The sequence below is a fragment of the Stenotrophomonas sp. WZN-1 genome, from assembly GCF_002192255.1.
In the GTDB taxonomy this organism is placed as follows: Bacteria; Pseudomonadota; Gammaproteobacteria; order Xanthomonadales; family Xanthomonadaceae; genus Stenotrophomonas.
This window is the reverse complement of sequence record NZ_CP021768.1, coordinates 2,687,724-2,712,503: the sequence shown is the minus strand read 5'-3', so window position 1 is coordinate 2,712,503 and position 24,780 is coordinate 2,687,724. Positions and strand designations below refer to the sequence as shown.

Here is a 24,780-nt window from a genome sequence, read left to right as displayed (position 1 = left end):
GGGGCAGCCGGCCAGCGGCCGGCTCTACCACTTCAGTGCCGTTGCGCCAGCAGCAGGTGGAAGTGTTTTTCGCGGGTCTGGCCGTCATTGCCGGCCGCAGATTCGCGGTGGCTGCGCCAGGCCGAGACGCGGAAGCCCGATACCCGCAGGGCCAGCTCCACCGCGTCCAGCTCATGCAGCTGGAAGTCGGCAGCGAATGGCAGACTGCGCATGAAGGTAGCATCGCCAAAGGCCAGGCACAGGCGGCCGCCCCGGTGCAGCACCCGCGCCAGTTCGTCCAGCACCGGTGCCAGGTTCGGCCAGAAGTACAGCGTATTGACCGCCAGCGCCGCATCCATCGAGGCATCGCTGACTGGCAGGAGGTGGGCATCGCCATGGCGCATCGCGGCACGGTCGGCCAGCCCGCTGGCGGCCAGGCGCTGATTGCCGGCCTCGACCATGGCAGGGGACAGCTCGATCCCGAGGTACTGGCTGTCGGCGGCCTGCAGAAGCGCGGGCGCGAAGGCGGCGTTGCCGGGACCGATCTCCAGGATGCGTTCGCCTGCCGACACCGCCAGCAGGCTGATCGCCGCGCGGTTGAGCGCGCCGTTGCTGCGATTCATTGAGTCGACCACCGCCAGTGCGGCGTCGCCATGGGGCTGCCGCGGCTGCGCGGCCAGGGAGGAGGCATCCAGCATCGTCATCGTCGTCCGTCGGTGGGTTTCGGACGTGGCGGCGGCGGGCCCGCCGGTGACCATAGCGCCGACTCTGCGGCTTGGGAAGTAGGGAAACCCCGCGGAAGGGTGATGAGGAAATGTCCACCGTCGCAGTCGGTGAGATCTGGTTGTCCACAGGGGGTGTGGATTACGCGTGGGCAACTTTGTGGATAAGCCGCGACAGGCGCCACCCCCCTAGGCTGTCAAGATGGGTGGCGAAAAATTCACCGCCGGTGAGGATGGGTGAGGGAGCGGTGAAGGATCGGCCCCGCCAGCGCTGTCGCCAGCGGCGGCGCTCGCGGTAACCTGTGGGCCTTGATGCTCCGTGAGATTCCATGAAACGTCACTTCTCGATGCTGCGCGAATTCCAGCTGGCCGACTGGTTCACGCTGGCCAATGCTTTCTGCGGCACCGGTGCGGTGTTTGCCGCGATGCGCTTCCTGCAGGACGGCGAGCGTGGCTACCTGCTGTTCGGCATGGCGCTGATCCCGCTGGCCTTCATCTTCGACGCCCTCGACGGGCGCATCGCGCGCTGGCGCAAGTCCAGCTCTACCCTGGGCCGCGAGCTCGACTCGCTGTCCGACGTGATCTCCTTCGGCGTGGCGCCGGCAGCGCTGGCGTATGCGTGCGGCATGCAGGGCGGCTGGGACTGGCTGGTGCTGAGCTACTTCGTCTGCTGCGGTGTCAGCCGCCTGGCACGCTACAACGTCACCGCCGAGGCGCTGGCCGGCGACGAGGGAAAGGTCGCGTATTTCGAGGGCACCCCGATCCCGACCAGCCTGCTGCTGGTGATCGTGCTGGCGATCGCCGCCGGTACCGATGCCATCGGCCAGAACATCTGGTTCGGCCAGTGGCAGATCGGTCCGTGGCAGCTGCACCCGATGGTGCTGTTGTTCGCCCTGTCCGGGTCGCTGATGATCAGCAAGACCCTGCGCATTCCCAAGCCATGAGCCAGCCCTGCGGAGGCCTGCGATGACCAGCTCGGCCCACGACGCCGGCAGCAGCGATTTCGAAACCCTGGCCCGGCAGTACTTCGGCGCCTGGGGCGATGCCCTGCGCCATGCGAGCACGCCCGGCGCACCAGCCGGTGACGATCCCGGCAGCTGGCAGCGGTTGTTCGACTGGTGGGGCCAGCTGCTGCCCGAACAGGCGCACGGCGCGCCGGAAGATGCCGTGCGCCGGTTCCGCGAACAGGCGGGCAGCTGGTACGGCACCATGCAGGAAGTCGCCGCACGGTTTGCCGGCCGCGACGCCAACAGTGCCGATGTGGCCCAGGCCTGGCGCGAAGCGGTGCAGGGGCAGGGTGACGGCATGCTGCAATGGATGCTGCAGGGCGCGCGTGGCAGTACCCACGCCGGTGCCGCGGTGCCGGAATTCGCCGCCTGGCTGCAGCAGTTCCAGCTTCAGGCAGGACCGTGGCTGCAGAGCCCGGCGTTCGGGCCTGGCCGCGAGCATCAGGCGCGCTGGCAGGCCCTGCTGCGTGCGCAGGAGGAATACCAGCAGCATTCGCGCGCCTACGTCGATCAGATCAAGCAGGCACTGGACGAGGCCTTTGCGCTGTTCGAACAGCGCCTGGCCGAGCACGAACAGCCGGGCAGCCAGCTGACCAGCGCCCGCGCGATGTTCGACCTGTGGATCGAAGTGGCCGAGGAGGCCTACGCCAAGGTCGCCATGTCCGAGCCGTTCCAGCAGGTATACGCCGCGCTGGGCAACGCACAGATGCGGCTGCGCGCCGGCCTGCAGCGCGAGGTGGAACAGATGAGTGAACGGATCGGCCTGCCGACCCGCAGCGAGATGGACGCCGCACACCGCCGCATCGCCGAGCTGGAGCGCAGCCTGCGTCGCCTGCAGGCGCAGGTGGCGGCAATGGCCGGTACGGGCGAGGTCGATCCGGTGGCGCAGCCGGCACCGGCGAAGGTGAAGCCGGTCGCGCGCAAGGCCGCGAAGAAGGCCGCGCCGGCAAAGAAGGCGGCTGCGAAAAAGGCACCCGCGAAAAAGGCACCCGCGAAAAAGGCACCCGCGAAAAAGGCTGCACCTCGCACTTCCACTCGGGCGCGTGACCGATGAAGGGACCGCTGGGCTTCAACGCCGATGACCTGATGCAGGAAACCCTGGCCATGCAGCGCAAGCTGATGGAAGGGCTGAAGCTGCTGCCGCAGGTGGAAGACGTGGACTATGGCGTGACCGCGCGCGAGGAAGTCTGGCGCGACGGAAAGGTGGTGATGTACCGCTTCGTCGGTGAGCAGGCGCCGACCCGGCGCTCGCCGCTGCTGATCGTCTACGCGCTGGTCAACCGGCCGTACATGGTCGACCTGCAGGCCGACCGTTCGCTGGTGCAGAAGCTGCTGGCGCTGGGCCAGGACGTCTACGTGCTGGACTGGGGCTACCCGGATCGTTCCGAACGCTTCCAGACCCTGGAGGACTACCTGCTTCGCTACATCGATGGCGCGGTGGATGCGCTGCGCGCGCGCGGTGGCGGCCCGGTCGACCTGCTTGGCATCTGCCAGGGCGGGGTGTTCGCGCTGTGCTACGCCGCACTGCGCCGGCAGAAGCTGGGCAAGCTGATCACCATGGTCACCCCGGTCGACTTCCAGACCGCCGACAACATGCTCTCGCACTGGGCGCGGCAGGTGGACGTGGACCTGCTGGTCGACACGCTGGGCAACATCCCGGCCGACCTGATGAATGCCAGTTACCTGATGCTCAAGCCGTTCCGCCTGAACGTGCAGAAGTACGTGGGCCTGCTCGATATCCTCGATGACAAGGCGGCGCTGGAGGATTTCCTGCGCATGGAGAAGTGGATCTTCGATTCACCGGACCTGGCGGGCGAGGCGTTCCGTGACTTCATCAAGCAGTTCTACCAGGGCAACGGGCTGGTGAACGGCACGGTGCGGATCGGCGAGGAAGCGGTGGATCTGTCGCAGGTGACCCTGCCGGTGCTGAACATCTATGCCGAGCAGGACCATCTGGTGCCGCCGGATGCCTCGCGCGCGATGCGTGGGCGCTTGGGCACGGACGACTACACCGAGTCCAGTTTCCGTGGCGGCCATATCGGCATCTACGTGTCCGGCCGCGCGCAGCGCGAAGTGCCGGCCACGATCGATGGCTGGCTGAAGGCGCGCGACGCGTAAAGGTTCCTTCGGTTTTTGTAGCGTCGAGCCATGCTCGACTGCATGGAGAATGATGATGTCGCAAAGGATTTCGCTGCTGCTTGCCACGCTGCTGTTGGCAGCACCTGTTGCCCAGGCTGCCCCCAGCGCGGATGCGCGAAGAGAAATCGCCCAGCTGATCTCCAGCCTGGACGGCTCCCAATGCCGGTTCCAGCGCAATGGCAGCTGGTACGACGGCAGCGATGCGCGCGCGCACCTGCAGCGCAAGTACGACTACCTGCTGAAGAAGGACATGGTGGACAGCGCCGAGCAGTTCATCGAGCGCGCCGCCAGCCAGAGCAGCATGAGCGGCAAGCCCTATCGCATCCAGTGCCCGGGGCAGCCCGAACAGACCGCAGCGGCCTGGTTCGGTGCACGCTTGCAGGCATTGCGTCACCGCACGCCGTAGACACGGCCCGGGTGTAAAGTCGAGCCATGCTCGACTGGTTCTGCCCGTAAGCCGAGGAGACGCCGCCATGAACACCACGCCCAAGACGCTGTCGCGCTCGCTGAACGACCGCATGATTGCCGGCGTGATGGGCGGCATCGCCCACCGCTTCGGCTGGAACCCCACGCTGGTGCGGATCGTGTTCGTGCTGGTCTCGATCGGCTCGGCGGCTTTCCCCGGCATCCTGGTCTACCTGATCCTGTGGCTGCTGATGCCGAACGAGGCCGATTGAAGACGGCCCCGGAGCCCTGGCCGATCTGGCTGCGCGCGCTGCAGGTGCTGGGCGCGGCATGGGCGTCCCCCAATTCCCTGCTCGGCCTGATCGGTGGCCTGGCCGGCATGCTCGGCGGCGCGACGCTACGCTGGAGCGGGCGGGACTGCGCCCTGGTGTTCGACCGCTGGCCGTGGGGGCCGGGCGGGGCGATCACGTTGGGCAATGTGATCCTGCATACCGGCCATGACCTGGGCATTTCCTGCCGCACCTATGCGCACCAGGCGGGGTGGGGCGTGGAGCCGCTGATCCGGCTGGACGACCACGAGCGCGCGCACGTGTACCAGTACATGGTGCTGGGGCCGCTGTACCTGCCGGTGTACCTGCTGTGCGGTGGGGTGAGCGCGCGCAACCCATTCGAGCGGGCGGCCGATCATTTCGCCCGGTTCGGGCGTGGCTGGTGGCCGTAGTTTCCAGCCAACGGCGCAGCCCCTCGTGGCTTGGTCGCGGAATGCGTTTCATGCAATTGGGTCGGGCGGGGTGGATTCGCGGGACACGCCGTAAACCCGTCCCTGGGGGCTCGATGGCGCCATCCATGGCGCCAACGGTCCCGCGAACCCACCCCGCCCGACCCCTGACAGTTTCCGTGCGCATCCAGCCACGGAGAAGAAAAAGAACAGCAGAAGCGGGTCGCGCGCTGCGCTTGCTCGTGTAGAGCCGAGCAAGCGCTCGGCTTCGCGGACTGGCCTGAAAGCAGCCGAGCGTGGGCTCGACTCTACATAAAGCGGCCAGCCAGGCTGCTTTTGCTTGTGATCTTCTTTTTTCTTCTCCGTGGGTGGCAGGCCACCGAAATCTGTCAGCGGTCGGGAGGGTGGGTAGGCCGGGGTGTCCGCGGCATGGATGCCGCGGCCAAGCCCCCATGGACGGGTTCACGGCGTCCCCGGCCTACCCACCCTCCCGGCCAGCCCACAGGAAACCGGCTTTCCGCGACCAACCAAACCACCCACGAGGGGCTGCGCCGTTGGCGGGAATCCCCTGCATATTCGTTAGCCGAAAGTTAAAGATCCGTAAGCATTCTGCTGCGATCCCGCAGTCATCTGCATGCAACCGATCGTCATTAGCCTTCGTGACGTTCCAGTCAGGTTCGACGCGGTAAGCTCTCCCTCGATGAGCTCGCAGCATCGCTCATCGAGCGCAGTACGCAGTAGCAATTTGGAGGAATACATCACATGGCAATCGTTCTTTATGTCGGTGGTAGCAAGGATGGCGAGAAGGGCGTGGTGCCCTACGGCTTCAGCAAATCCCGCGCCGACACCGCGCTGGGGCCGGAGTTCTACACGGAGCGGTTCATGGAACTGCAGGGTGTCGGCAAGGTCCGCCTGATGGCCCTGGAAAGCATGCGTGACGACATCGTCATGCAGCGCGCCGCCCGCCACTACCGCTGACCTTCGCAACACGCGGCAGGGCGCGCCCACCATCGTGCGCCCGCGCCGGCATCCCAGCCCCGGGCCAGTCCGAGCCCGCTCTTTGCCAGGATGCCGGCGTCCACTCCGGCTTCGCCGCTGAACCTCGCCCCCTGTCAATGCCTTGTCCGGCTCCGTCGTGGATTGCCAGAATGGGGTCTTCCCGAAACGCGGCACAGACCTGAAGCAATGCACGACGCCAAGAACGCACAGAGCGCGCTCGCCCAGCAGATCGCCCAGACCATCGCCGACGAGATCGGTGCCCAGTCCGCCCAGGTGCGCGCCGCCGTCGGCCTGCTCGACGAAGGCGCCAGCGTTCCGTTCATCGCGCGCTACCGCAAGGAAGTGACCGGCGGCTTGGACGACACCCAGCTGCGCAACCTGGAAACCCGGCTGACCTACCTGCGCGAGCTGGAGGATCGCCGTGCGGCGGTGCTGGCCAGCATCGGCGAACAGGGCAAGCTCGGCGACGAACTGCGCAATGACATCCTGGCCGCCGACACCAAGAGCCGGCTGGAAGACCTGTACCTGCCGTACAAGCCCAAGCGCCGGACCCGCGCCCAGATCGCCCGCGAGGCCGGTCTGGAACCGCTGGCCGATGGCCTGCTGGCCGACCCGACGCAGGACCCGCAGGTCTTCGCGGCTACTTTTGTCGACAGCGACAAGGGCGTGGCCGACACCAAGGCCGCGCTGGAAGGCGCCCGCGCGATCCTGATGGAGCGCTGGGGCGAAGATGCCGCGCTGGTTGGCGAGCTGCGCACCTGGCTGGGCGAGACCGGCGTGATCCGCGCGCGCGTGGCCGAAGGCAAGGAAACCGAGGGCGCCAAGTACCGCGACTACTTCGAACATGCCGAGGCGCTGGCGAAGATTCCTTCGCACCGGCTGTTGGCGCTGTTCCGTGCGCGCCGCGAGGAGATCCTGTTCCTGGAACTGGACCCGGGCAGCGATGCCGAGGCTGGCCATCAGTACGCCGAAGGACGCGTGGCGCGCAAGGCTGGCATCGCCGACCAGGGCCGTGCCGCCGACCGCTGGCTGCTGGATGCGTGCCGCCTGACCTGGCGCGCCAAGCTGCACACCCATCTGCTGCTGGACCTGTTCAACCAGGCCCGCGAAAAGGCCGAAGCCGAAGCCATCGCGGTGTTCGGCGACAACCTGAAGGACCTGCTGCTGGCCGCACCGGCCGGCCCGAAGACCGTGCTCGGGCTGGACCCTGGCATCCGTACCGGCTGCAAGATCGCGGTGGTCGATGCAACCGGCAAGCTGGTCGCCACCGACACCATCTATCCGCACGAACCGCGTCGCCAGTGGGAGCAGTCGCTGCAGACGATCAAGCAGCTGTGCGCCAAGCACAACGTGGAACTGATCGCGATCGGCAACGGCACCGCCAGCCGCGAAACCGACAAGCTGGCCGGCGAAGCGATCAAGGCGGTCGCCAACCCGAAGCTGCAGAAGGTGGTGGTCAGCGAGGCGGGTGCGTCGGTGTATTCGGCGTCCGAGTTCGCGGCGAAGGAATTCCCGGGGCTGGACGTGTCGCTGCGTGGCGCGGTGTCGATCGCACGCCGCCTGCAGGATCCGCTGGCCGAACTGGTGAAGATCGAGCCCAAGGCGATTGGCGTTGGCCAGTACCAGCACGACGTGGACCAGTACCGCCTGGCACGGGCGCTGGATGCGCGCGTGGAGGACTGCGTGAACGCGGTCGGCGTGTACGTGAACACCGCGTCGGCTGCGCTGCTGTCACGGGTGTCCGGCCTGTCGGCCACGGTGGCCGAGAACATCGTGCGCCATCGTGACGACAACGGCCCGTTCAAGCGTCGCAAGGACCTGCTGAAGGTCGCGCGCCTGGGCGAGAAGACCTTCGAGCAGTGCGCCGGCTTCCTGCGCATCGCCGATGGAGACCAGCCGCTGGATGCCTCGGCGGTGCACCCGGAAGCCTACCCGGTGGTCGAGCGCATCGTCGCCAGCACCGCACGTCCGATCAAGGCGCTGATCGGTGATGGTAGTTTCCTGCGTGGCTTGAAGGCCGAGCAGTTCACCGATGCCACCTTCGGCGTGCCGACCGTGCGCGACATCCTGAAGGAACTGGAGAAGCCGGGCCGCGACCCGCGTCCGGAGTTCAAGGCCGCGCGCTTCGCCGAGGGCGTCGAAGACATCAAGGACCTGCGCGAGGGCATGGTGCTGGAAGGCGTGGTCAGCAACGTGGCGGCCTTTGGCGCCTTTGTCGATATCGGCGTGCACCAGGATGGCCTGATCCACATCTCGGCGCTCTCCGATACCTTCGTGAAGGACCCGCGCGACGTGGTCAAGGCCGGTGACATCGTCAAGGTCAAGGTGCTGGAGGTGGACGTGGCGCGCAAGCGCATCGCCCTGACCCGGCGCCTGGACGATACCCCGGGCCAGGCCACCAGCCGCCCGGGCCAGCGCGATGAGCGCGGCCAGGGCCAGGGGCCGCGCCGTGACGCGGGCGGCCGGAACCGTGGACCGAACCGCGGGCAGGGCGCTGGTGGCCGTCCTGCCCAGTCTGAGCCGCCGGCCAACAATGCCCTGGCCGAAGCCTTTGCCCGGGCCAAGCGCAGCTGAGGATCGTGCCCCCCGTCACGGTTGATCCGGGGCGGGGGACTTGTCGGTTTTCCCCGTGATTGCGCACACTTGCGCCTGAGGGGGGCGTTTGGCCTCCCCGCTGTCGCTGGGGAGGGCCATGACGCCAGCACGACCCGCCGTCTTCGTTGCCGGCCGCAGCGCTCCGCTGCGGCCGGCGCCTGGCCGTGCCGGCAGGGGACCGGATTGATGCAGGGCCAGGGCATCCACGGCAATGGACTGCTGGAGCGCCGCCTGCAGGAGTTGGCGGAAGAGCGTCGCCGCCTGGCGATGATCATCGACGGTACCGCTGCGGGAACCTGGGAATGGAACGTGCAGACCGGCGAGATGCGGGTCAATGCGCGCTGGGCCGAGATTGTCGGCTACCGCCTGGAAGAGCTGGAACCGATCTGCCAGAAGACGTTCCTGAAGCTGGTCCATCCCGATGACATCGCGCTGTCCGATGCGGCGCTGGATGAGCATTTCGAAGGCCGCTCCGACAACTACGCCTGCCTGCTGCGCATGCGCCACAAGAACGGGCAGTGGATCTGGATCCAGGACCGCGGCCGGGTCTTCGAATGGGACGGGCAGGGCAATCCGTTGTGGATGGCCGGCGCGCATGCCGACGTCACCGAGCTGCAGCAGGCGAGGCAGGACGCGGCCGAGACCCGGCAACGCCTGCAGGCCGTGGTCGATGCGTCCGATGAGGTGGCGGTGATCGCCACCGATACCGATGGCACCATCACCCTGTTCAACACGGGGGCGGAGCGCCTGCTGGGCTACAGCGCGGCGGAAGTGGTCGGCCAGCGCCGGCTCGACGCCTTCCACGATCCAGCCGAACTGAAAGCCTGGTTGCAGCCGCTGGCCGATGCTGATGGCAATCTTCCCGGCGTGTTCGAGGCGCTGAGCGCGCGTGCCGACGGGCAGACCTACTCGCGGCAGTGGACGCTGCTGCGCAAGAATGGACAGTCACGCCAGGTGCGCCTGTCGATCAGCCGCATGGAGAGTGCCGATGGGGCGCGCATCGGCTACGTCGGCATGGCCATCGACATCACCGAGATCCTGCAGGCGCGCGCCGAAGCGCGGCTGTCGGCCGAGAAGTTCGCCGGGGCGTTCACCTCCGCCGCGCTGGGCATGGCACTGGTGTCGCTGGAAGGACGCTGGCTGGACGTCAACGACGCGCTGTGCCGGATCCTGGGCTACCCGCGCGAAGAGCTGCTGCAGGTCGATTTCCAGCGGCTGACCCATCCCGATGACCTGCAGACCGACCTGGCCCTGGTGCAGGACCTGCTGGCTGGGCGACGCAGCCACTACCACCTGGAAAAGCGCTATCTCGACCGCGACGGACGCATCATCTGGGCGCGGCTGTCGGTGTCGCTGGTGCGCAACGAGCACGGCGAACCGCTGCATTTCGTGTCGCAGATCCAGGACATCACCGCCCAGCGCAGCAGCGAACAGCGCCTGTTCGAGAGTGAGCAACGCAGCCGCATCACGCTGGATGCGGTGGCCGACCTGGTGCTCAGCGTCAGCCTTGATGGCCGCATCGATTACGCCAATGCAGCCGCAGTACGCACCCTGGCCGGCGATGGCGCGATGTCGTTGGCCGGGCACAAGGTGCAGGACGTGCTGGCGCTGACCACGGAATACGCGCCCGGTTCGGTACTGGATGTCTCGGTACTGCTAGACCCGGAGAGCAACGCGGTGGACCTGCACGCCGACCTGCTGCTGCGGCTGGGCACGGCAACGGTGCCGGTGGACCTGACCCGTGCCTGGCTGCGTGATGACGAAGGCCATGTGCGCGGTGCGGTCTGGGTGCTGCGCGACGACACCCAGCAGCGTGCGCGCCAGCGCGAAGCTCGCCACCTGGCCGAGATCGACCCGTTGACCGAGCTGAGCAACCGCCGCGGCTTCGAGGTGCACCTGCAGCAGGCGATCACCCGCGTCGAGCGCACCGGCCAGGCCGCCTCGCTGATGTACATCGATCTGGACCGCTTCAAGCCGGTCAACGACACCTGGGGCCATCTGGCCGGCGATGCCGTGCTGTGGGCGGTGGCCAGCGTGCTGCGCCATGGCGTGCGCGATTCGGACGTGGTGGCGCGGCTGGGCGGCGATGAATTCGCGGTGATCCTGTCCGGTTGTACGCCACGTCGTGCGGCCCGTATCGGGGGTGAATTGCTGCATACGCTGGCCTCCCTGTCGATTCCCTGGGACCAGGACCGGCTGCGGATTGGTGCCAGCATCGGTATCGCGCCGCTGGCCAGCGGCATGAGCGTGGACCAGGCGGTGGCTGCGGCCGATGCCCAGTGCTACCGGGCCAAGGCGATGGGCCGCAACAACGTGCAGGTGCAGGGCGAGCTGTCCGAGCTTCCGGGTGACGACGGCGAACCGGGCTGAACCGGCCCGCACCACGGGGAGCCAGCGCGGCACTGGGCGGTAGATGGGGGCGGTAGCACCGGTCCGTGTTCCGCGAGGCAACAGGCTCGGTCTCATGCCGTGAGAGGGCAGGGCGGAACAATCGCAGCTCCTCCGGACAAGAGAGCTGACGATGATGGCCTGGAATCGAAACGTCGTTGCCGCCTATGCCCCGGCCATGGTCGGCTGGTGCCTGGCGCTGGCCAGCTGGCTGCGCCTGGAACAACTGCGCGACGACCTGCATGCGAAGGCGTTGCTGCCGGTGCTGCAAGGCGGCGCGGTGACGTTGCTGGTGCTGACGCTGGCCAGCACGTTGGCAGCAAGCGCGATACTGTGGCGTGCCCGCCGGCCGCCGCGCCGGACCACCACCGGTTGATCTACAGCTCAGCCGCCTTCATCAGCACGAACCGGCAGGGCGCGCGTTGGAAGGCATTGATCTGCGGCACCAGACGCTGGAAGTGTTCGCTGGCGCAGTGGCCGTCGAGTGCGGCGTGGTCGGGCCATAGCTCGATGAAGACGAAGTGCCCGGGATCCTTCTCGTCAACGAACAGTTCATAGCTGATGCACAGTGGCTCGCGCTGCGTGCAGGCGACCAGCTCCCGATACAACGGAAGGACGGTGGCCAGGGCCTCGGGCTGAATGAAGTCTTCGGCGATCACCTTGAGCATGTCGGCACCTGCAAAGCGGGCCCCGTAGGATAGTGCCGGCGTCGGGCCGGCACTATCCACCGTCAGCGCAATACTTCGTCCGCCGAGACCAGCTGCACATCGTGCATCTGGTTGAGGTAGGCCTCGTAGTAGCCCTTATGGGAGACGCCGACGATGGCCAGCATGCGGTGGCCCGGGTGCAGGCCCAGCACATCGCGGATGTTGGCGACCATGCGCAGGTTGCGGGTTTCCCAGTAGCCCACGTACATCCTGCCGAACGCCTTGGGTGAGGGCTCGACAAGCGTCGCGCCGAAGTCGCTCTGGTAAGCGGTCATCGCTGCCGCCGGACTGTTGTAGTCCCGATACAGCGCGATGACGCCGCCAGGCTTGTCCAGGTCGGCCACGAGCCGTTCGTCGGCCTCCCGTCGCGCGCGCGAATGCGCATTGTTCCAGGCACCGGTGATGGCCTCGCTGGCCGCCGCTTCATCCTCGGCGGGCGTGGGGGAATCGGCTGTATGGTCGTCCACCGCCCACAGCCGTTCATGCCCTAGGCGGGCGGCGACTTCGGCGGCGATCAGGTTGGTTTCATTGCGGCGAACCATGCCTTTGTCGAGGATCTCGACCAGGGCCGGGGTCAATCCATCACCGTCTTTGCGCTCGGACGCAGGCAGGCGCAGCCACTGCACATGCGCCGAGCCGCGTTCGCCCGCTGCCAGCAACAGTGCAGCGAGCCGACGACGCTGGGCGGGCGCCGGATCCTTCGGCCAGGTTGCAAGCAGGCGCTCGGCCTGGGTGTTCGCCGTAGGCACGTCCAGTCCGGTCGCAGCCTGCGCAGCGGTGGTGTCGAAACAGTAGGTGGCCACGCTCTCTGCATAGCGTGCCGGGTAGCGACGCATGAAATCGCACTGCAGGCCGGACAGGTCTTCGGTGGCGATCAGTTCGGGCTTCCAGGCGACCAGTCGCTGCAGCAACGGTTCAAGCAAGGCGGGCTGGAAGGACTTGGGCAGGCCGGAGAGGTGGGTGGTACCCAGTACCAGCACTTCGTTCGGGCGCCCGGCAGGCGGGCCCTTCAGCTGGTCGGGGTGGAAGCTGGGGCGATAGGTGGCGTCGGCGGCGAGGGCGCCGCTGCTGCACAGGCCCAGGATCAGGAAACTGGCCAAGCGTGGGAACATGCGATCTCCGTGTCAGTGAGCGTCCTGCGGTTCGCTGCATGCTGGCCATTTTCATCTGCCACGGGATCTCCCGTTGGTCATGCAAACCTTTTCGGCTTGAACTGCATCGGTGTCCCGGGCGAGGCTATGCCCAATGACAGCAACGACGCGCGACATGTCCCCCGACGACTGGACCATCGACAGCCGGCGGCTGCAGCTCCGGCCCTTCACGCCGGAGGACGCAGGCGAGGCGTTTGCCGCGATCACGCCGGGGCTGACCCGCTACATGGCGTTTGATCCCCCTGCGTCGGAGCACGCATTCGCCGCTGTCTGGTCGACGTGGTTGCCAACCATCGCCGATGGCACCGACGTTACGTTCGTGATCCGCCGATACGCCGATGATGCGTTTCTCGGCCTGGCCGGCCTGCATCGCACTGCCGATGCGGAACCCGAACTGGGCATCTGGATCGCCGAGGCGATGCACGGGCATGGTTATGGCCGTGAAGCCGTTGCGGCGGTGCGTGCGCTCGCATCCCGGCGGCTGGACCGAGCCGCATTCCGCTACCCGGTGGCCGAGCAGAACACGCCCAGCCGGCGCCTGGCGGAATCACTCGGCGGGGTCCCCGTCGCGCGTGAGCAGAATGTGAAGTACATCGCGATTGTCTACCGCATCCCTGCAGCAGCATCTGAAGTTGCGACGGGCGTCGCGGAATCCGGCTAAAGCCACCGATCGCATCGCCGATATTCCCTCTGGATCCCGCTCCAGTCGCTCGCTGCAGGACCCCAGGCTGCCCCCGACGGGCGGCCCGCGCTGTGTGTTCCGCCGCTCCCCATGCCGATCGCACCCGCACCAGACGTTCTTGCCAGCCGCTCGAGGGGTGCCTGCCGGTACCTGTAGTCCCAAGCAACTGAAGTTGCCGCCGGGCATCCCGCCCGTCGGGTCGCAACCGCTTACCGGACACCGAGGACCAGACAATGCTCATTCCAGGCTTCACGGCGGGCGCGCAGGCGCCGGCCGAGCTGCATACCCGTTGGTCGCCGTGGCGTGCCCTGCTGGGCGCGCTGGCACCGCAGCAACGCATCGGCGTCGAGGCGGCGGCCGATGGCCGTGCCGAACTCGAGGCGCAGGTCGCGGCGCTGCACCGGGTCCAGGCAGTGATCGAATTCGCCCTTGATGGCACCATCCTGCAGGCCAACGACAACTTCCTGCAGGCGATGGGCTACCGGCTGGAGGAGATCCAGGGAAAGCACCATTCCCTGTTCGTCGATCCCGAGCAGGCGCGCAGCGCCGAATACCGTGACTTCTGGGCGCGGCTGGGACGTGGCGAATATGACGCTGGCCAGTACCGGCGTTTCGGCAAGGGCCAGCGCGAGATCTGGATCCAGGCCTCGTACAACCCGGTGCTGGACCGTCAGGGGCGTCCGTACAAAGTGGTCAAGTTCGCCACTGACATCACCGCGCAGAAGCTGCAGGCGGCCGACTCGGCCGGGCAGCTGGCGGCCATCGACAAGTCGCAGGCGGTGATCGAGTTCAGCATGGATGGCCGCATCCTGTCGGCCAACGACAACTTCCTGGCTGCGACCGGTTACAGCCTGGATGACGTGCGTGGCCAGCATCATTCGCTGTTCGTCGAACCCGAGTATCGCGGCAGTGCCGAGTATCGGCAGTTCTGGGAGAAGCTCGGCCGCGGCGAATACGATGCCGGCCAGTACCGGCGCCTCGGCAAGGGCGGGCGCGAGGTCTGGATCCAGGCGTCCTACAACCCGATCCTGGATCTCAACGGAAAGCCGTTCAAGGTGGTCAAGTACGCCACCGACATCACCGCGCAGGTGCATGAGAACCAGGCCATGCAGCGCGCCGTGGCGCAGACCCGTGAAGTGGTGGCGGCCGCCAAGGAGGGCGACCTGACCCGGCGCGTGGCCACCGCCGACAAGAACGGGCCGATCGCCGAGCTGTGCGAAGGCGTGAATTCGCTGGTCGAGGCGATGGCCGCGATCATCGGCCAGATCAAGTTCGCCGCCGATACCATCGCCGTCGGCGCAACCGAGATCGCGCAGGGCAACAGCGATCTGTCGCAGCGCACCGAGCAGCAGGCAGCGTCGCTGGAGGAGACCGCAGTGTCGATGAAGGGCCTGGCCGAGACCGTGCAGCGCACCGCGACCAACGCACGGCAGGCCAGTCAGTTGGCCGGCGGCGCCGCCGATGTCGCTGCCCGCGGCGGCAACGTGGTGCACGAAGTGGTCGAGACCATGGCGGTGATCAACGCGTCTTCGCGGCGCATCGTCGACATCATCGGCGTGATCGACGGCATCGCTTTCCAGACCAACATCCTTGCCTTGAACGCTGCGGTGGAAGCGGCGCGGGCCGGCGAACACGGGCGTGGCTTCGCCGTGGTCGCCACCGAGATCCGCGAACTGTCGCAGCGCTCGGCCAGTGCCGCCAAGGAGATCAAGCAGCTGATCGATGCGTCGGTGGCCAATGTCGGCGCCGGCACCGCGCAGGTTGAGAGCGCTGGCCGCACCATGGACGAGATCGTGGTCAACGTGCGCCAGGTCAGTGACCTGATGTCCGAGATCAGCAAGGCCGCACAGCAGCAGAGCGACGACATCCAGCAGATGAACCATGCCGTCGATCTGATCGACCAGGGTACCCAGCAGAACGCCGCGCTGGTCGAGGAAGCCTCGGCCGCGGCGCGCAGCATGGAAGAGCAGTCGGCGCAGCTGCTGCAGACCGTGGCCAGCTTCCGGGTGCAGGGTGGGGCGGGGCACCTGCACGGCGCGGCGGTGCTGCGCGCGGTCTAGGCCCGGCGTTCGGAGTGTTGTTCCCCGGCCTCGAGGGCCGGGGCAGCATGCACGCAGTTGCGACCGGCATGCTTGGCCCGGTACAGGGCCTGGTCGGCCCGGTCGACCAGGCCTCGTGGGTCAGCCTGCTCATGCGCGGCCTGCCAGGCCACGCCGATGCTGATGGTCACGTGGGCCTCGGCGGCGGGCAGAGCGGCGGCTTCCACGGCGGCGCGCAGGCGCTCGCCCAGGCCGAGGGCGTGGGCGGCGTCGGGTGCGGGCAGGGCGGCGATGAACTCCTCGCCGCCGTAGCGGGCCAGCAGGTCATCACCGCGTTGCAGGCAGCCGTCGAGGATCGCGGCGACCGCCTGCAGGCGGCGATCACCTTCCGGATGCCCGTAGGTGTCGTTGAGCCGCTTGAAGTGATCGATGTCGATCATCAGCACCGCCAGCCCCAGGCCCTGGCGGCGGGCGCGGCCGTGCGCGCTGCCGAGTGATTCATCGAAGTTGCGCCGATTGCCCAGCCCGGTCAGCGGATCGCGCCGGGACAACAACGCCAGTTCGTCGCGCTCGCGCTGGATCTGCACCTGGGTCAGCACGTTGCGCAGTGCATAGCCGAGCATGGCGCCGATGAACCCCACGGTGGCCAGGGTGGGCTGCAGGCGTGCCACCAGCAGCGCCACCATCATCAGCAGCAACGGCAGCATCAGCGGCACGCCGGCATCGACGATGCGACGGAGGTTGCGCGGCACAGCCACCGCTGGTGGGCGGTATGTGCTGCCGGCCAGCACCGCCAGCAGCACGAACAGCCCGCTGATCAGCAGGTCCCCCCAGCCACCATCGGGTACCTGCGGCTGCCAGGTATTGATGTAGAACGCCAGCAGGAAGTAGCCCAGCGCGTAGAGGGTCAACGTGCGGAAGAAGTCACGGCGGTCGGCATTGTCCTCGGCCAGGAAGCGGATCAGCGCGAAGCAGAACACCAGGCTGTTCTGCACGTTGCTCATGGTGTGCAGGCATTGCGTCCACAATGCCGTGTTGAAGTGTGCCATCGCCCGCGTATGCACGAAGTACAGCAACCACAGCAGCGCGATGACCGCCAGGTCCACCGCACGGATGCAGCGGTTGCCGCCGCCCGGGCTGGCGGCCAGGTAGGTCAGCGGAATCCGGTAGAACACATACAGGATCAGTGACGAGGCGGTCATCTGCGCAGGGCTGGGGCCGGCCACATTGCGATACAGCAGGGCCAGCAGGGCAAGCGAGAACAGGCCAACGGCAGCGCCAAGCGTTCGCCATTTGCAGGCCGCCTGGCTGTCGCGCGCGCGTCGCACGCAGGCCAGTGCGGCCAGAAGCGGGGCGGTGACCAGCATCAGGTAGGAGCCAACCGGGTCCTGCGGGCCGATCAAGGCAATGACAAGCGCGTGCGTGACCATGAAAAACAGTGCCGCGCGCAACGTCATGCATTCCCCCGCCCCCAGATCCGGCTGGGATCACGATAGGCAGAAGTAGGTGAGGCTGGCAAGAAAAGTGTGAAATCGGTCTATTTGAAACCTTGCTGGGTGTCACATTCGAATTTCAGCGCGGTGACACAACGCCTTCGACATGGGCATACATCCAGAAGTCGCGGGGCTGTCCCCGCACATGTCGATAGGCGTTAAGGAGCCCCTCGCGCTGCATGCCGAGGCGTTCCAGCAGGGCGATCGAGCGGGCGTTGCTGTCCAGAACGGTCGCCTGGACGCGGACCAGGCCACAGCTGCCATGCGCCCAGTCGAGCACCGCTCGCGCCGCATGCGTGGCCAGGCCCTGTCCCTGGCAGCGTGGGTCAAGGTCGTAGGCCAGTTCAGCGCGGCCATGCAGCGGGGCGACGTCGTTCAGGCCGACAGTGCCGATCAGCTGGTCGTCGGCGTCCACCAGCGCCCAGCGCTGATCGGATGCGTCAGGCAGGTAATGGGCAATCTGCCGCGCCAGCGCCAATTCGGAAACGTCGCCCCAACTGGTGTGCTCGGTCACGCTTGGCAGCGAGAGATAGCGGGACCAGGCGGCAGCATCGGACGCCCGCAGGATGCGCAAGCGCGCGGGAAGGCTGTCGGCAAGCGTGGGCAGGACATGCTGAGGCATGTTTGCCAGTGTCGGTGACCGGGCCCGGGAAATGCAAAAGGCCAGGTCATGGACCTGGCCTTTGATGCAGTGGTGCCGGTGAAAGGACTCGAACCTTCATGGGGTCACCCCCGGCTGATTTTGAGTCAGCTGCGTATACCATTCCGCCACACCGGCAGGCAGCGTGCGAGTGTAACCGAGGTCGGCGGGAGATGCATAGTAGGAGGGCCTATCAGGGCGGTTCCTGTCGGCATTGGCTCCTTGGTAGCTATACTCCCAGCGTGCAATTGCCTCCAGGAGCGGTAGCCGATGACAGTGTTGCAGGACCTGAGGGTGCTGGTGGTCGAGAACGACGAAATGAGTGCGGCCCTGCTGCAGATGCAGCTGGTGCATGCCGGTGCGACCGTGGTCGGGCTCGCAGCGAGCGTGTCCGAAGCCCTGCAGCTGCTGGAGAAGAGCGCCCCGGACGTGGCCCTGCTGGATTACCGGCTGGCCCGCAACGAGACCAGTGAGCCGGTGGCCGCAGCGCTTTCGGCACGTGGCATTCCGTTCGTGCTGGCCACCGGGATGCTGGCCGAGCAGCTGCCGGCACCGATGTTGGCCGGCCTGCTGCTGGTCAAGCCGTACCTGTCGGCCGATCTGTCGCGGGCGCTGGCCCGTGCGGTCGGCCGCTCCAGCGCCAAGGCCTGAGCCGTCCACTGGGGACCGGCAGGGGTATGCCGCGGGGGCCAGAATGCTCAGGCCTGCCATGTGCGGCGGCAACCCTGGATCCAGGAACCCCGCCCAGGCGGGGTTTTTCAATTGCATGTAGCGCTCAGCCTGCTTCCTGGTACACGTAGCGAATCTCCTCGCGGTCATCGAGGATGCGGTACTGGCGCGCCAGGTCATCCGGGTCGGGATTGAGCCAGGCGTCGAGGTGTTCCCTGCGGATCGGTACCACGCCGCGGTCATGCCCGGCCGCGGCGACGTCGCGGGGAGGTGCGTCGGTGATCGTGGCAAACGACAGCAGGCGGCCTTCCGGTCCTTCCCATTCCGCCCAGAGGCACGCCAGCAGCAGGTCGCGGGGCGGATCGGGACGGAATTCGAGCACCACGTCCTGTTCCTTTTCGTCGGCACCGAGGGTGCGGCCGGCGATGGCGTGGCGTGGCACGTGCTCGTAGAACGCCTGCACCACCACCACGCCATGGCGCAGTCCGAATGCACCCCGCCAGTAACCTTCCAGGCTGTCGCGCCGCGCATTGTAGGTGCCGGGGTACAGCACATCGTTTCGCGCCGGCGTGCCCGGCAGCCGGCACTGGTAGCGCATCGGCTTGATCACGCGCTGGCCGTTCTCGCTGACCATCACCGGTGCGTAGGTGCCGGGAAAAATGCGGCTGTCGCGCGGCAGCAGCTGCACCCGATGCAGGTCTTCCAGACGGGCCTGCGCGCGCTCGATGCGGTTGCCGGCCACGCGCAGGTCATTGCGTGCCTTCTGCGTGGGCCGGGTGGCCAGCGCCGCATGGGCAATATCGCGTCGTTCGCGTTGCCGGGCCAGTTCGGCCTCCAGTGTCTGTTGCTCCTGCGCATGCCATTGCTGGATCTTCGCCACGATGTCCCGTCCCTGTTCGGTACGCGCACCGGCGAATCCGTCATCCATCGCCTTCGGGGTTTTCGGCCGCTTCTTGCCCGGATCGTGCGCGTACAGTTCAGCGAACTCTTCCAGCGACAGGATGGCGCCGAACTCGCGTACCAGCTTGGCATAGTCAGCGCGGATCAGGGCGGAATAGCACATGGGACTCTGGGGGCCTGGGTCGCAGCGGATGCGACGTGGATGCGGCAGGATAGCCCGACCCATCTGGAGATGCCGCATGAATGATTCCACCTGCCAGTTCCGTGAAGCCGTGCCGACGGTCGAGGACTACTGCCGGTTGCGTGTGCTTGCAGGCCTCAGTGCCAAGAGCCCGGAAGCGGCCATGCGCGCGCTGCCCAACACCCTATTCGGCGTGTGTGCCTACCAGGGGGCTGAACTGGTGGCGATGGGGCGTATCGTCGGCGATGGCGGCTGCCACCTGCAGGTCTGTGACATCGCGGTGCTGCCGCAGCTGCAGGGGCAGGGACTGGGCAAGGAGGTGATGCGGCGCCTGGATGGCTGGATGCAGGCCAACCTGCCGCCATCGGCGTACGTCAGCCTGCTGGCCGATGGCGAGGCGCATCGGTTGTACGCACAGTTTGGTTTCGCGCCCACGGCACCGGCATCGATCGGGATGTATCGGCGGTTCTGAGTCGTAATCGGGGTGAAGCCATCCACGCATGGCGTGGATCTACCCGGGCCCTGCAGTAGATCCACGCCATGCGTGGATAGGCCCTCCCAGGAATCGCGGGCAAAGAAAAACCCCGGCCGAAGCCGGGGTTTTCAAGAATTGGCGTCCCCACGGGGATTCGAACCCCGGTCGCCACCGTGAAAGGGTGATGTCCTAGGCCTCTAGACGATGGGGACGCACGAAAACTTCAAGTTGTAGATCCTTCGACGGCCTGATGTCGAAGTGGTGGAGCCAAGCGGGATCGAACCGCTGACCTCCTGCATGCCATGCAGGCGCTCTCCCAGCTGAGCTATGGCCCCATGAAACTCCGGATGATCTGCCGGGAGCAGAGTCCGTTTTGAAACTGGCGTCCCCACGGGGATTCGAACCCCGGTCGCCACCGTGAAAGGGTGATGTCCTAGGCCTCTAGACGATGGGGACGCACGAAAAACTTCAAGTTGTAGAACCTTCGACGGCCTAATGTCGAAAGTGGTGGAGCCAAGCGGGATCGAACCGCTGACCTCCTGCATGCCATGCAGGCGCTCTCCCAGCTGAGCTATGGCCCCGTGTTACCGAGCCGCCTATCATACCTGCGTGTTCACGTTTGTGGAAGTCTTTTTTGAACTTTTTTCGTTCCGGTTCAACCGCAGCCACGAGGGCAGGGGAACCGCAACGCCACAACCTGAATGCCGGTAGGCGGTGAACAAAAAAGACCCGGTTATCGGCCGGGTCCTCGTTGTTCGTGATGAGTGGCGTCCCCACGGGGATTCGAACCCCGGTCGCCACCGTGAAAGGGTGATGTCCTAGGCCTCTAGACGATGGGGACGCAATTCTCATCAATGTTCTTTAGCGACCTTTCGACGGCCTAATGCCGAAAGATTGGTGGAGCCAAGCGGGATCGAACCGCTGACCTCCTGCATGCCATGCAGGCGCTCTCCCAGCTGAGCTATGGCCCCACGTCGCTGAGGAGCGAAATAATAGCCTTGCCCCAGGGGGTTGGCAAGCATTTGTTGCACTTTTCTTCACGCGCGTTGCGAGGTGGATGACGGTCGCACGCCCTTATGCCGCGTCGTCGGTCAGCGCCGCCAGGATCGGGCACTGGTCCAGTGTGCCGTGACCGGGGCAGGCGTCGACCAGCTGCGAAAGCGCGGTGTGCATGCGTTGCAGTTCGGCCATGCGTTGCGCGATGTCCTGCAACCGGGCCTGCGCCGTGTCGCGCACGCTGCCCATGTCCTGCGAGTGGCGGTCACTGAGTGCCAGCAGTTCGGCGATTTCTTCCAGGCTGAAGCCCAGCGTCTTGGCGCGGCGGATGAAACGCAGCCGGCGCAGGTCCTGCTCACCGAAGATGCGGTAGCCCCCGGCCGAGCGTGCCGCCATGGGCAGCAGCTGCTGGCGCTCGTAGTAGCGCACCGTATCGATCGGCACGCCGGCCTGGCGCGCCAGTTGACCAATGTTCATGGCGGATTCCTGCGGATGCTGCCGCCCATTGTGAAGCCTTGAGTCTGGTCCAGGGTCAAGGTCCCGTCGCTGACGGCGCATTCAGCGCACTTTGCAACTTTCTTCATAGCCCCACCGTCGCGGCAGTTCCTACCCTGCGCCTGAACCGGCCGCTGGATGGTCTGGAACGAACCGAGGAGATGGTCTGTGGAAGGATTCAGGAACGAAGGATTCGTCGAGGTCGCGGTGGTCGAGTACCCGGGAGGCGACCCGTCGGCCGCCTCCGTGCTGACCGAGATGGCACATGTCGCCAACCGGCTTGCCCAGCAGCAGCGCCGTCCATTCAAGCGGGTCCTGGTGACCCGCTGGATCGTGCCTGCCAGCCAGACCGGCGTGCATCGCATTGCCGGCGCGGAGATGCTCGAGGCGGACATTCCCGCCGTGATCGCCGTGCCTGGCCAGATCAGCCAGGGCGTCTGCCTGCGCGCCGATGAGGTCCTGCTGGATTGGCTGCGCGCGCATTACGACGGTGGCAGTCTGCTGGCTGCAGCCAGCGATGGTGTCAGCATGCTGGCCCGCGCCGGTCTGCTGGCCGGGCGCACCGTCAGTGGTCCGGACCTTGGTCGCCATCCGGGCCTGCAGGGGCAGTCGGCCAGCTGGGTGCCCAGCGAGCGCGCGCTGGTTGATGACGGCGACCTGCTGACGGTGGCCGGTTCCCAGGCCTGGCGCTTCCTTGCCCTGCGCCTGCTGTACCGGCTGCACGGCCAGGGCGTGGCGAGTTCCGTTGCGCAGCAGCTGGGGATCACTGTGCCGGCGGCGATCCAGCAGGATCTCGAGCGTTTCAGTGCCAACTTCGCCCACGGCGATCGCGACGTACTGAAGGCGCAACGCTGGCTGCATACCACCGCTGCGCGCGGCGCCACGCTCGGTGCGATCTGTGAGATTTCCGGGCTGGAGCCGCGCACCCTGCAACGGCGTTTCCTGAAGGCCACCGGCCTGCGCCCGATCGAGTATTGCCAGCGGTTGCGTATCGCCAAGGCGCAGACGCTGCTGCAGCAGGGCGCGGGTATCGATGAAGTGGCCTGGGGTGTGGGTTATGCCGACCAGAGCGCGTTCCGCCGCCTGTTCCTGCGCATTGTCGGAATGACGCCGGCCAACTATCGCCGGCTGGTCAACAACAAGCGGCGCGAACGGCCGCTGTTGTCATCGGTGGCGGGCAGCCTGCGCGGGCTGCAACCGGTGCCTGGCATCCAGATGCCGCGCAGCGCCGCCTGATGCCTGCGGTGGGCGTCGCGCTTGCAACCTGGGCGCGACGCTTCGACCATGCAGGCAACGGATGATGGGACAGGTGGGCTGATGTCGAGTGTTGGACCGGTGCCGATGCCGGTGGTGTTGATCCTGATGTGCGTGCTGCTGGCCATGGCCGTGGCACACCTGTGGCCGCGTCGGAAGGACGGGATGGCAGTGCCTTCCGCGGCCAGCCTGGTCCTGGACATGCTGCTGATCGGCCTGCTGTGCGGACGCATCAGCTTCGTGGCCTTGAACTTCGCGCTTTACCGTGAGGCCCCCTGGAGCATCCTGCAGATCGCCGACGGGGGGTATCACCTTGCAGTCGTGCTGATTGCGGGCCTGGCGTGGGGCACCTGGCGGCTGCGGCTGTGGCGCGCGTTGCGTGCGCCGGTGCTGGCGGGGGCGCTGGTGGGCGTGGTGCTGTGGGCGGCAGGCAGCCACCTGCTGGCAGCCTGGCAGGAGCAGCGGATGCCGCTGCCGGCGGTACAGGTGGCCGATCTGCAGGGGCGCATGATCGACCTGCGGCAGTTCCGGGGCAAGCCGGTGGTGCTGAATCTATGGGCCAGCTGGTGTGGCCCCTGCCGTCGCGAGATGCCGGTGCTGGCATCCGCACAGCAGACCCACACCGACGTGCAGTTCGTGTTCCTCAACCAGGGGGAAACCCTGGACGAAGTGAAGGGTTTCATCGCATCCGAACAGCTCTGGCTGGGCAATGTACTGCTGGACGATACCGCCTCCGCGTCAACCGCGCTGGGTGTGCAGGCCTACCCATCGACGCTGTTCTTCGACGCCGAAGGGCGCCTGCGTGAACTGCACCTCGGCGAACTGACGGCCGCGGGCCTTGAACACAAACTGCGCCGGCTGCGGTAGCCTGCGCGGGCATCTCACTATGGAGTTCCCATGTTGTCGACTTCCCTGCGCATCGCTCCGGCGGTGCTGTTGCTGCCGGTCATGCTGGCATTGGCCGCCTGCAGCCAGGCCCAGACCCCGCCGGGCAAGACGGCCGCAGCACCGGCCGCCAGTGCTGCGGCCACTGCGGCCAAGGGTGACCGCCCCGCAGTGCTGAAAGGCATCGAGAAGCACGGTTTCGAAGTCGTTGCCGAGTTCGATGCACCGGGTGGCCTGCGTGGCTTCGCTGGCGTGGTGGGCGGGCAGCAGCCGGCCGCCGCCTATGTCACCGCCGATGGCAAGCATGTGCTGGTAGGCAGCCTGTTCGATGCCGAGGGCAACGACGTGGCCGCCGAGGCGGTGGAGAAGCTGGTCGCCGCACCGATGTCGGCAAAGATGTGGACCAAGCTGGAAGCAAGTGCCTGGGTGCGTGACGGCAAGGCCGATGCACCGCGCGTGGTCTATACCTTCAGTGATGCCAACTGCCCGTACTGCCACAAGTTCTGGGAAGCGGCCCGCCCGTGGGTCGACGCTGGCAAGGTACAGCTGCGCCACATCATGGTTGGTGTGATCCGCGAGGACAGCCCGGCCAAGGCCGCCGCCATCCTGTCCGCGCGCGACCCCAGCGCAGCACTGCTGGAGAACGAACACCAGTTCGATCGTGGTGGCATCAAGGCCCTGCCGAGCATCAGCCGCGAGATCGCCGGCAAGCTCGATGCCAACCAGGTGCTGATGATCGAGATGGGCTTCCAGGGTACGCCGGGCATCCTGTTCCAGGATGCACAGGGCCAGGTGCAGCGTCGCTCCGGTCTGCCACAGGGCGCTGACCTGCAGACGGTGCTGGGCCCGCGCTGATAGGCACCCCGGTCGCGATGTGACCCCACAGGCCCGCATGGCAGCATGCGGGCCTGTTGCTTTTCGTCGCTCCCGCAGAGGCTGCGGGGCTGCGCAGCAGCTGTTCGTCGTCACGTCTGAATCGTGACTGACATCAAGCATCGCGCCTTGATTCCAATCAAGGCCAAAAACGACAGTCGGACTAGCCTGTGACGCATGGAATACAGCGTCAACGCGCCATGGATGCCGCGCCGGACATGCCCTGAAACGGATCGGTCGGCACAGCCATTCACGACACTCTCACCCCCCGATTGTTACCCAGACCGCTGCGGTCGCCACCTCTCTGGCAGCGCGGCCTTGATGGCGTCGACACCGGTGCGTGCGGGGCAGTGTCATCGTCCTGTTGCCTGCCATGCGCAGGCTGGCC

24 protein-coding genes and 7 tRNA genes are annotated in these 24,780 nt (G+C 66.8%); 17 read left to right on the top strand and 14 right to left on the bottom strand.

Annotated elements, in window-relative coordinates; genetic code table 11:
• Positions 1-32 precede the first annotated feature (32 nt).
• Positions 33-683, bottom strand: a complete 651-nt coding sequence (locus tag CCR98_RS12835) for a class I SAM-dependent methyltransferase (protein WP_087922929.1) — start codon at positions 681-683, stop codon at positions 33-35.
• A gap of 347 nt (positions 684-1,030) precedes the next feature.
• On the opposite strand from CCR98_RS12835, the gene CCR98_RS12830 reads away from it, so the two are divergent.
• From CCR98_RS12830 to CCR98_RS12785, 10 genes are all read left to right on the top strand, one after another.
• Positions 1,031-1,645 (top strand): CDP-alcohol phosphatidyltransferase family protein, encoded by a 615-nt coding sequence (locus tag CCR98_RS12830; protein WP_014037616.1) that lies wholly within the window; start codon positions 1,031-1,033, stop codon positions 1,643-1,645.
• A gap of 22 nt (positions 1,646-1,667) precedes the next feature.
• Positions 1,668-2,762 (top strand): class III poly(R)-hydroxyalkanoic acid synthase subunit PhaE, encoded by a 1,095-nt coding sequence (phaE, locus tag CCR98_RS12825; protein WP_087922928.1) that lies wholly within the window; start codon positions 1,668-1,670, stop codon positions 2,760-2,762.
• Positions 2,759-3,826 carry a class III poly(R)-hydroxyalkanoic acid synthase subunit PhaC gene (gene phaC, locus CCR98_RS12820; RefSeq protein WP_087922927.1) on the top strand — a complete coding sequence of 356 codons (1,068 nt, stop codon included), beginning with the start codon at positions 2,759-2,761 and terminating at the stop codon, positions 3,824-3,826. Before phaE ends, phaC begins: the two co-directional genes overlap by 4 nt.
• Positions 3,827-3,881: 55 nt before the next feature.
• Complete coding sequence (locus tag CCR98_RS12815; protein WP_087922926.1) at positions 3,882-4,253, top strand: YfeK family protein; 372 nt, start codon at positions 3,882-3,884, stop codon at positions 4,251-4,253.
• Between the two features lie 67 nt (positions 4,254-4,320).
• Positions 4,321-4,524 (top strand): PspC domain-containing protein, encoded by a 204-nt coding sequence (locus CCR98_RS12810; protein WP_014037612.1) that lies wholly within the window; start codon positions 4,321-4,323, stop codon positions 4,522-4,524.
• Entirely contained in the window at positions 4,521-4,973 is a 453-nt protein-coding gene (locus CCR98_RS12805; protein ID WP_087922925.1) for a hypothetical protein, read from the top strand. The genes CCR98_RS12810 and CCR98_RS12805 overlap by 4 nt, the downstream gene beginning before the upstream one ends.
• A 759-nt stretch (positions 4,974-5,732) precedes the next feature.
• Positions 5,733-5,948, top strand: a complete 216-nt coding sequence (locus CCR98_RS12800) for a hypothetical protein (protein ID WP_006452005.1) — start codon at positions 5,733-5,735, stop codon at positions 5,946-5,948.
• A 207-nt stretch (positions 5,949-6,155) separates the two neighbouring features.
• Entirely contained in the window at positions 6,156-8,543 is a 2,388-nt protein-coding gene (locus CCR98_RS12795; RefSeq protein WP_087922924.1) for a Tex family protein, read from the top strand.
• A gap of 207 nt (positions 8,544-8,750) precedes the next feature.
• Positions 8,751-10,934 carry a PAS domain-containing protein gene (locus tag CCR98_RS12790; RefSeq protein ID WP_087922923.1) on the top strand — a complete coding sequence of 728 codons (2,184 nt, stop codon included), beginning with the start codon at positions 8,751-8,753 and terminating at the stop codon, positions 10,932-10,934.
• Positions 10,935-11,088: 154 nt separating this feature from the next.
• Positions 11,089-11,328, top strand: a complete 240-nt coding sequence (locus tag CCR98_RS12785; protein WP_232463022.1) for a hypothetical protein — start codon at positions 11,089-11,091, stop codon at positions 11,326-11,328.
• A 1-nt stretch (position 11,329) separates the two neighbouring features.
• Here CCR98_RS12785 and CCR98_RS12780 read toward each other — a convergent pair whose 3' ends face one another.
• A complete protein-coding gene (locus tag CCR98_RS12780) occupies positions 11,330-11,620 on the bottom strand; it encodes a putative quinol monooxygenase (RefSeq protein ID WP_087922921.1) in 291 nt (96 codons plus the stop codon).
• A gap of 62 nt (positions 11,621-11,682) precedes the next feature.
• A complete protein-coding gene (locus CCR98_RS12775) occupies positions 11,683-12,771 on the bottom strand; it encodes a DUF5694 domain-containing protein (RefSeq protein ID WP_087922920.1) in 1,089 nt (362 codons plus the stop codon).
• A gap of 154 nt (positions 12,772-12,925) precedes the next feature.
• Between CCR98_RS12775 and CCR98_RS12770 the strand changes: the two genes are divergently transcribed.
• Both CCR98_RS12770 and CCR98_RS12765 read left to right on the top strand, forming a co-directional pair.
• Positions 12,926-13,471 carry a GNAT family N-acetyltransferase gene (locus CCR98_RS12770; protein ID WP_087924192.1) on the top strand — a complete coding sequence of 182 codons (546 nt, stop codon included), beginning with the start codon at positions 12,926-12,928 and terminating at the stop codon, positions 13,469-13,471.
• A gap of 254 nt (positions 13,472-13,725) precedes the next feature.
• Complete coding sequence (locus CCR98_RS12765) at positions 13,726-15,552, top strand: methyl-accepting chemotaxis protein (protein ID WP_087922919.1); 1,827 nt, start codon at positions 13,726-13,728, stop codon at positions 15,550-15,552.
• Here the strand turns inward: CCR98_RS12765 and CCR98_RS12760 are convergent.
• From CCR98_RS12760 to CCR98_RS12750, 3 genes are all read right to left on the bottom strand, one after another.
• Positions 15,549-16,988 carry a GGDEF domain-containing protein gene (locus CCR98_RS12760; RefSeq protein ID WP_087922918.1) on the bottom strand — a complete coding sequence of 480 codons (1,440 nt, stop codon included), beginning with the start codon at positions 16,986-16,988 and terminating at the stop codon, positions 15,549-15,551. The two genes, CCR98_RS12765 and CCR98_RS12760, sit on opposite strands and share 4 nt — an antisense overlap.
• A 115-nt stretch (positions 16,989-17,103) precedes the next feature.
• Positions 17,104-17,646, bottom strand: coding sequence for a GNAT family protein (locus CCR98_RS12755; protein ID WP_087922917.1), 543 nt, complete (start codon positions 17,644-17,646; stop codon positions 17,104-17,106).
• Positions 17,647-17,716: 70 nt separating this feature from the next.
• A tRNA-Leu gene (locus CCR98_RS12750) sits at positions 17,717-17,802 on the bottom strand.
• Between the two features lie 132 nt (positions 17,803-17,934).
• Between CCR98_RS12750 and CCR98_RS12745 the strand changes: the two genes are divergently transcribed.
• Positions 17,935-18,315 (top strand): response regulator, encoded by a 381-nt coding sequence (locus CCR98_RS12745; protein ID WP_014037597.1) that lies wholly within the window; start codon positions 17,935-17,937, stop codon positions 18,313-18,315.
• Positions 18,316-18,439: 124 nt separating this feature from the next.
• Here the strand turns inward: CCR98_RS12745 and CCR98_RS12740 are convergent, their stop codons facing one another.
• Positions 18,440-19,396, bottom strand: a complete 957-nt coding sequence (locus CCR98_RS12740) for an SOS response-associated peptidase family protein (protein ID WP_087922916.1) — start codon at positions 19,394-19,396, stop codon at positions 18,440-18,442.
• A 76-nt stretch (positions 19,397-19,472) separates the two neighbouring features.
• On the opposite strand from CCR98_RS12740, the gene CCR98_RS12735 reads away from it, so the two are divergent.
• Positions 19,473-19,886: a GNAT family N-acetyltransferase gene (locus CCR98_RS12735; protein ID WP_087922915.1), complete on the top strand. Its 414-nt coding sequence runs from the start codon at positions 19,473-19,475 to the stop codon at positions 19,884-19,886.
• A 139-nt stretch (positions 19,887-20,025) separates the two neighbouring features.
• Here CCR98_RS12735 and CCR98_RS12730 read toward each other — a convergent pair.
• The 7 genes from CCR98_RS12730 to CCR98_RS12700 form a co-directional block, all read right to left on the bottom strand.
• A tRNA-Glu gene (locus tag CCR98_RS12730) sits at positions 20,026-20,101 on the bottom strand.
• 47 nt (positions 20,102-20,148) lie between these two features.
• A tRNA-Ala gene (locus tag CCR98_RS12725) sits at positions 20,149-20,224 on the bottom strand.
• A 45-nt stretch (positions 20,225-20,269) separates the two neighbouring features.
• Positions 20,270-20,345 (bottom strand) — tRNA-Glu (locus tag CCR98_RS12720).
• A gap of 49 nt (positions 20,346-20,394) precedes the next feature.
• A tRNA-Ala gene (locus CCR98_RS12715) sits at positions 20,395-20,470 on the bottom strand.
• A gap of 184 nt (positions 20,471-20,654) precedes the next feature.
• Positions 20,655-20,730 (bottom strand) — tRNA-Glu (locus CCR98_RS12710).
• 54 nt (positions 20,731-20,784) lie between these two features.
• Positions 20,785-20,860, bottom strand: a tRNA-Ala gene (locus tag CCR98_RS12705).
• A gap of 103 nt (positions 20,861-20,963) precedes the next feature.
• On the bottom strand, positions 20,964-21,362 hold the full coding sequence (locus tag CCR98_RS12700) for a heavy metal-responsive transcriptional regulator (RefSeq protein ID WP_087922914.1): 399 nt from the start codon (positions 21,360-21,362) through the stop codon (positions 20,964-20,966).
• Positions 21,363-21,548: 186 nt separating this feature from the next.
• Here CCR98_RS12700 and CCR98_RS12695 point away from each other — a divergent pair, with 186 nt between their 5' ends.
• The 3 genes from CCR98_RS12695 to dsbG all read left to right on the top strand — a co-directional run bounded on the left by CCR98_RS12695 (position 21,549) and on the right by dsbG (position 24,374).
• On the top strand, positions 21,549-22,616 hold the full coding sequence (locus CCR98_RS12695) for a helix-turn-helix domain-containing protein (protein ID WP_087922913.1): 1,068 nt from the start codon (positions 21,549-21,551) through the stop codon (positions 22,614-22,616).
• A gap of 81 nt (positions 22,617-22,697) precedes the next feature.
• A complete protein-coding gene (locus CCR98_RS12690; protein ID WP_087922912.1) occupies positions 22,698-23,501 on the top strand; it encodes a redoxin family protein in 804 nt (267 codons plus the stop codon).
• A 30-nt stretch (positions 23,502-23,531) separates the two neighbouring features.
• A complete protein-coding gene (gene dsbG / locus CCR98_RS12685) occupies positions 23,532-24,374 on the top strand; it encodes a thiol:disulfide interchange protein DsbG (RefSeq protein ID WP_087922911.1) in 843 nt (280 codons plus the stop codon).
• Positions 24,375-24,780 lie beyond the last annotated feature (406 nt).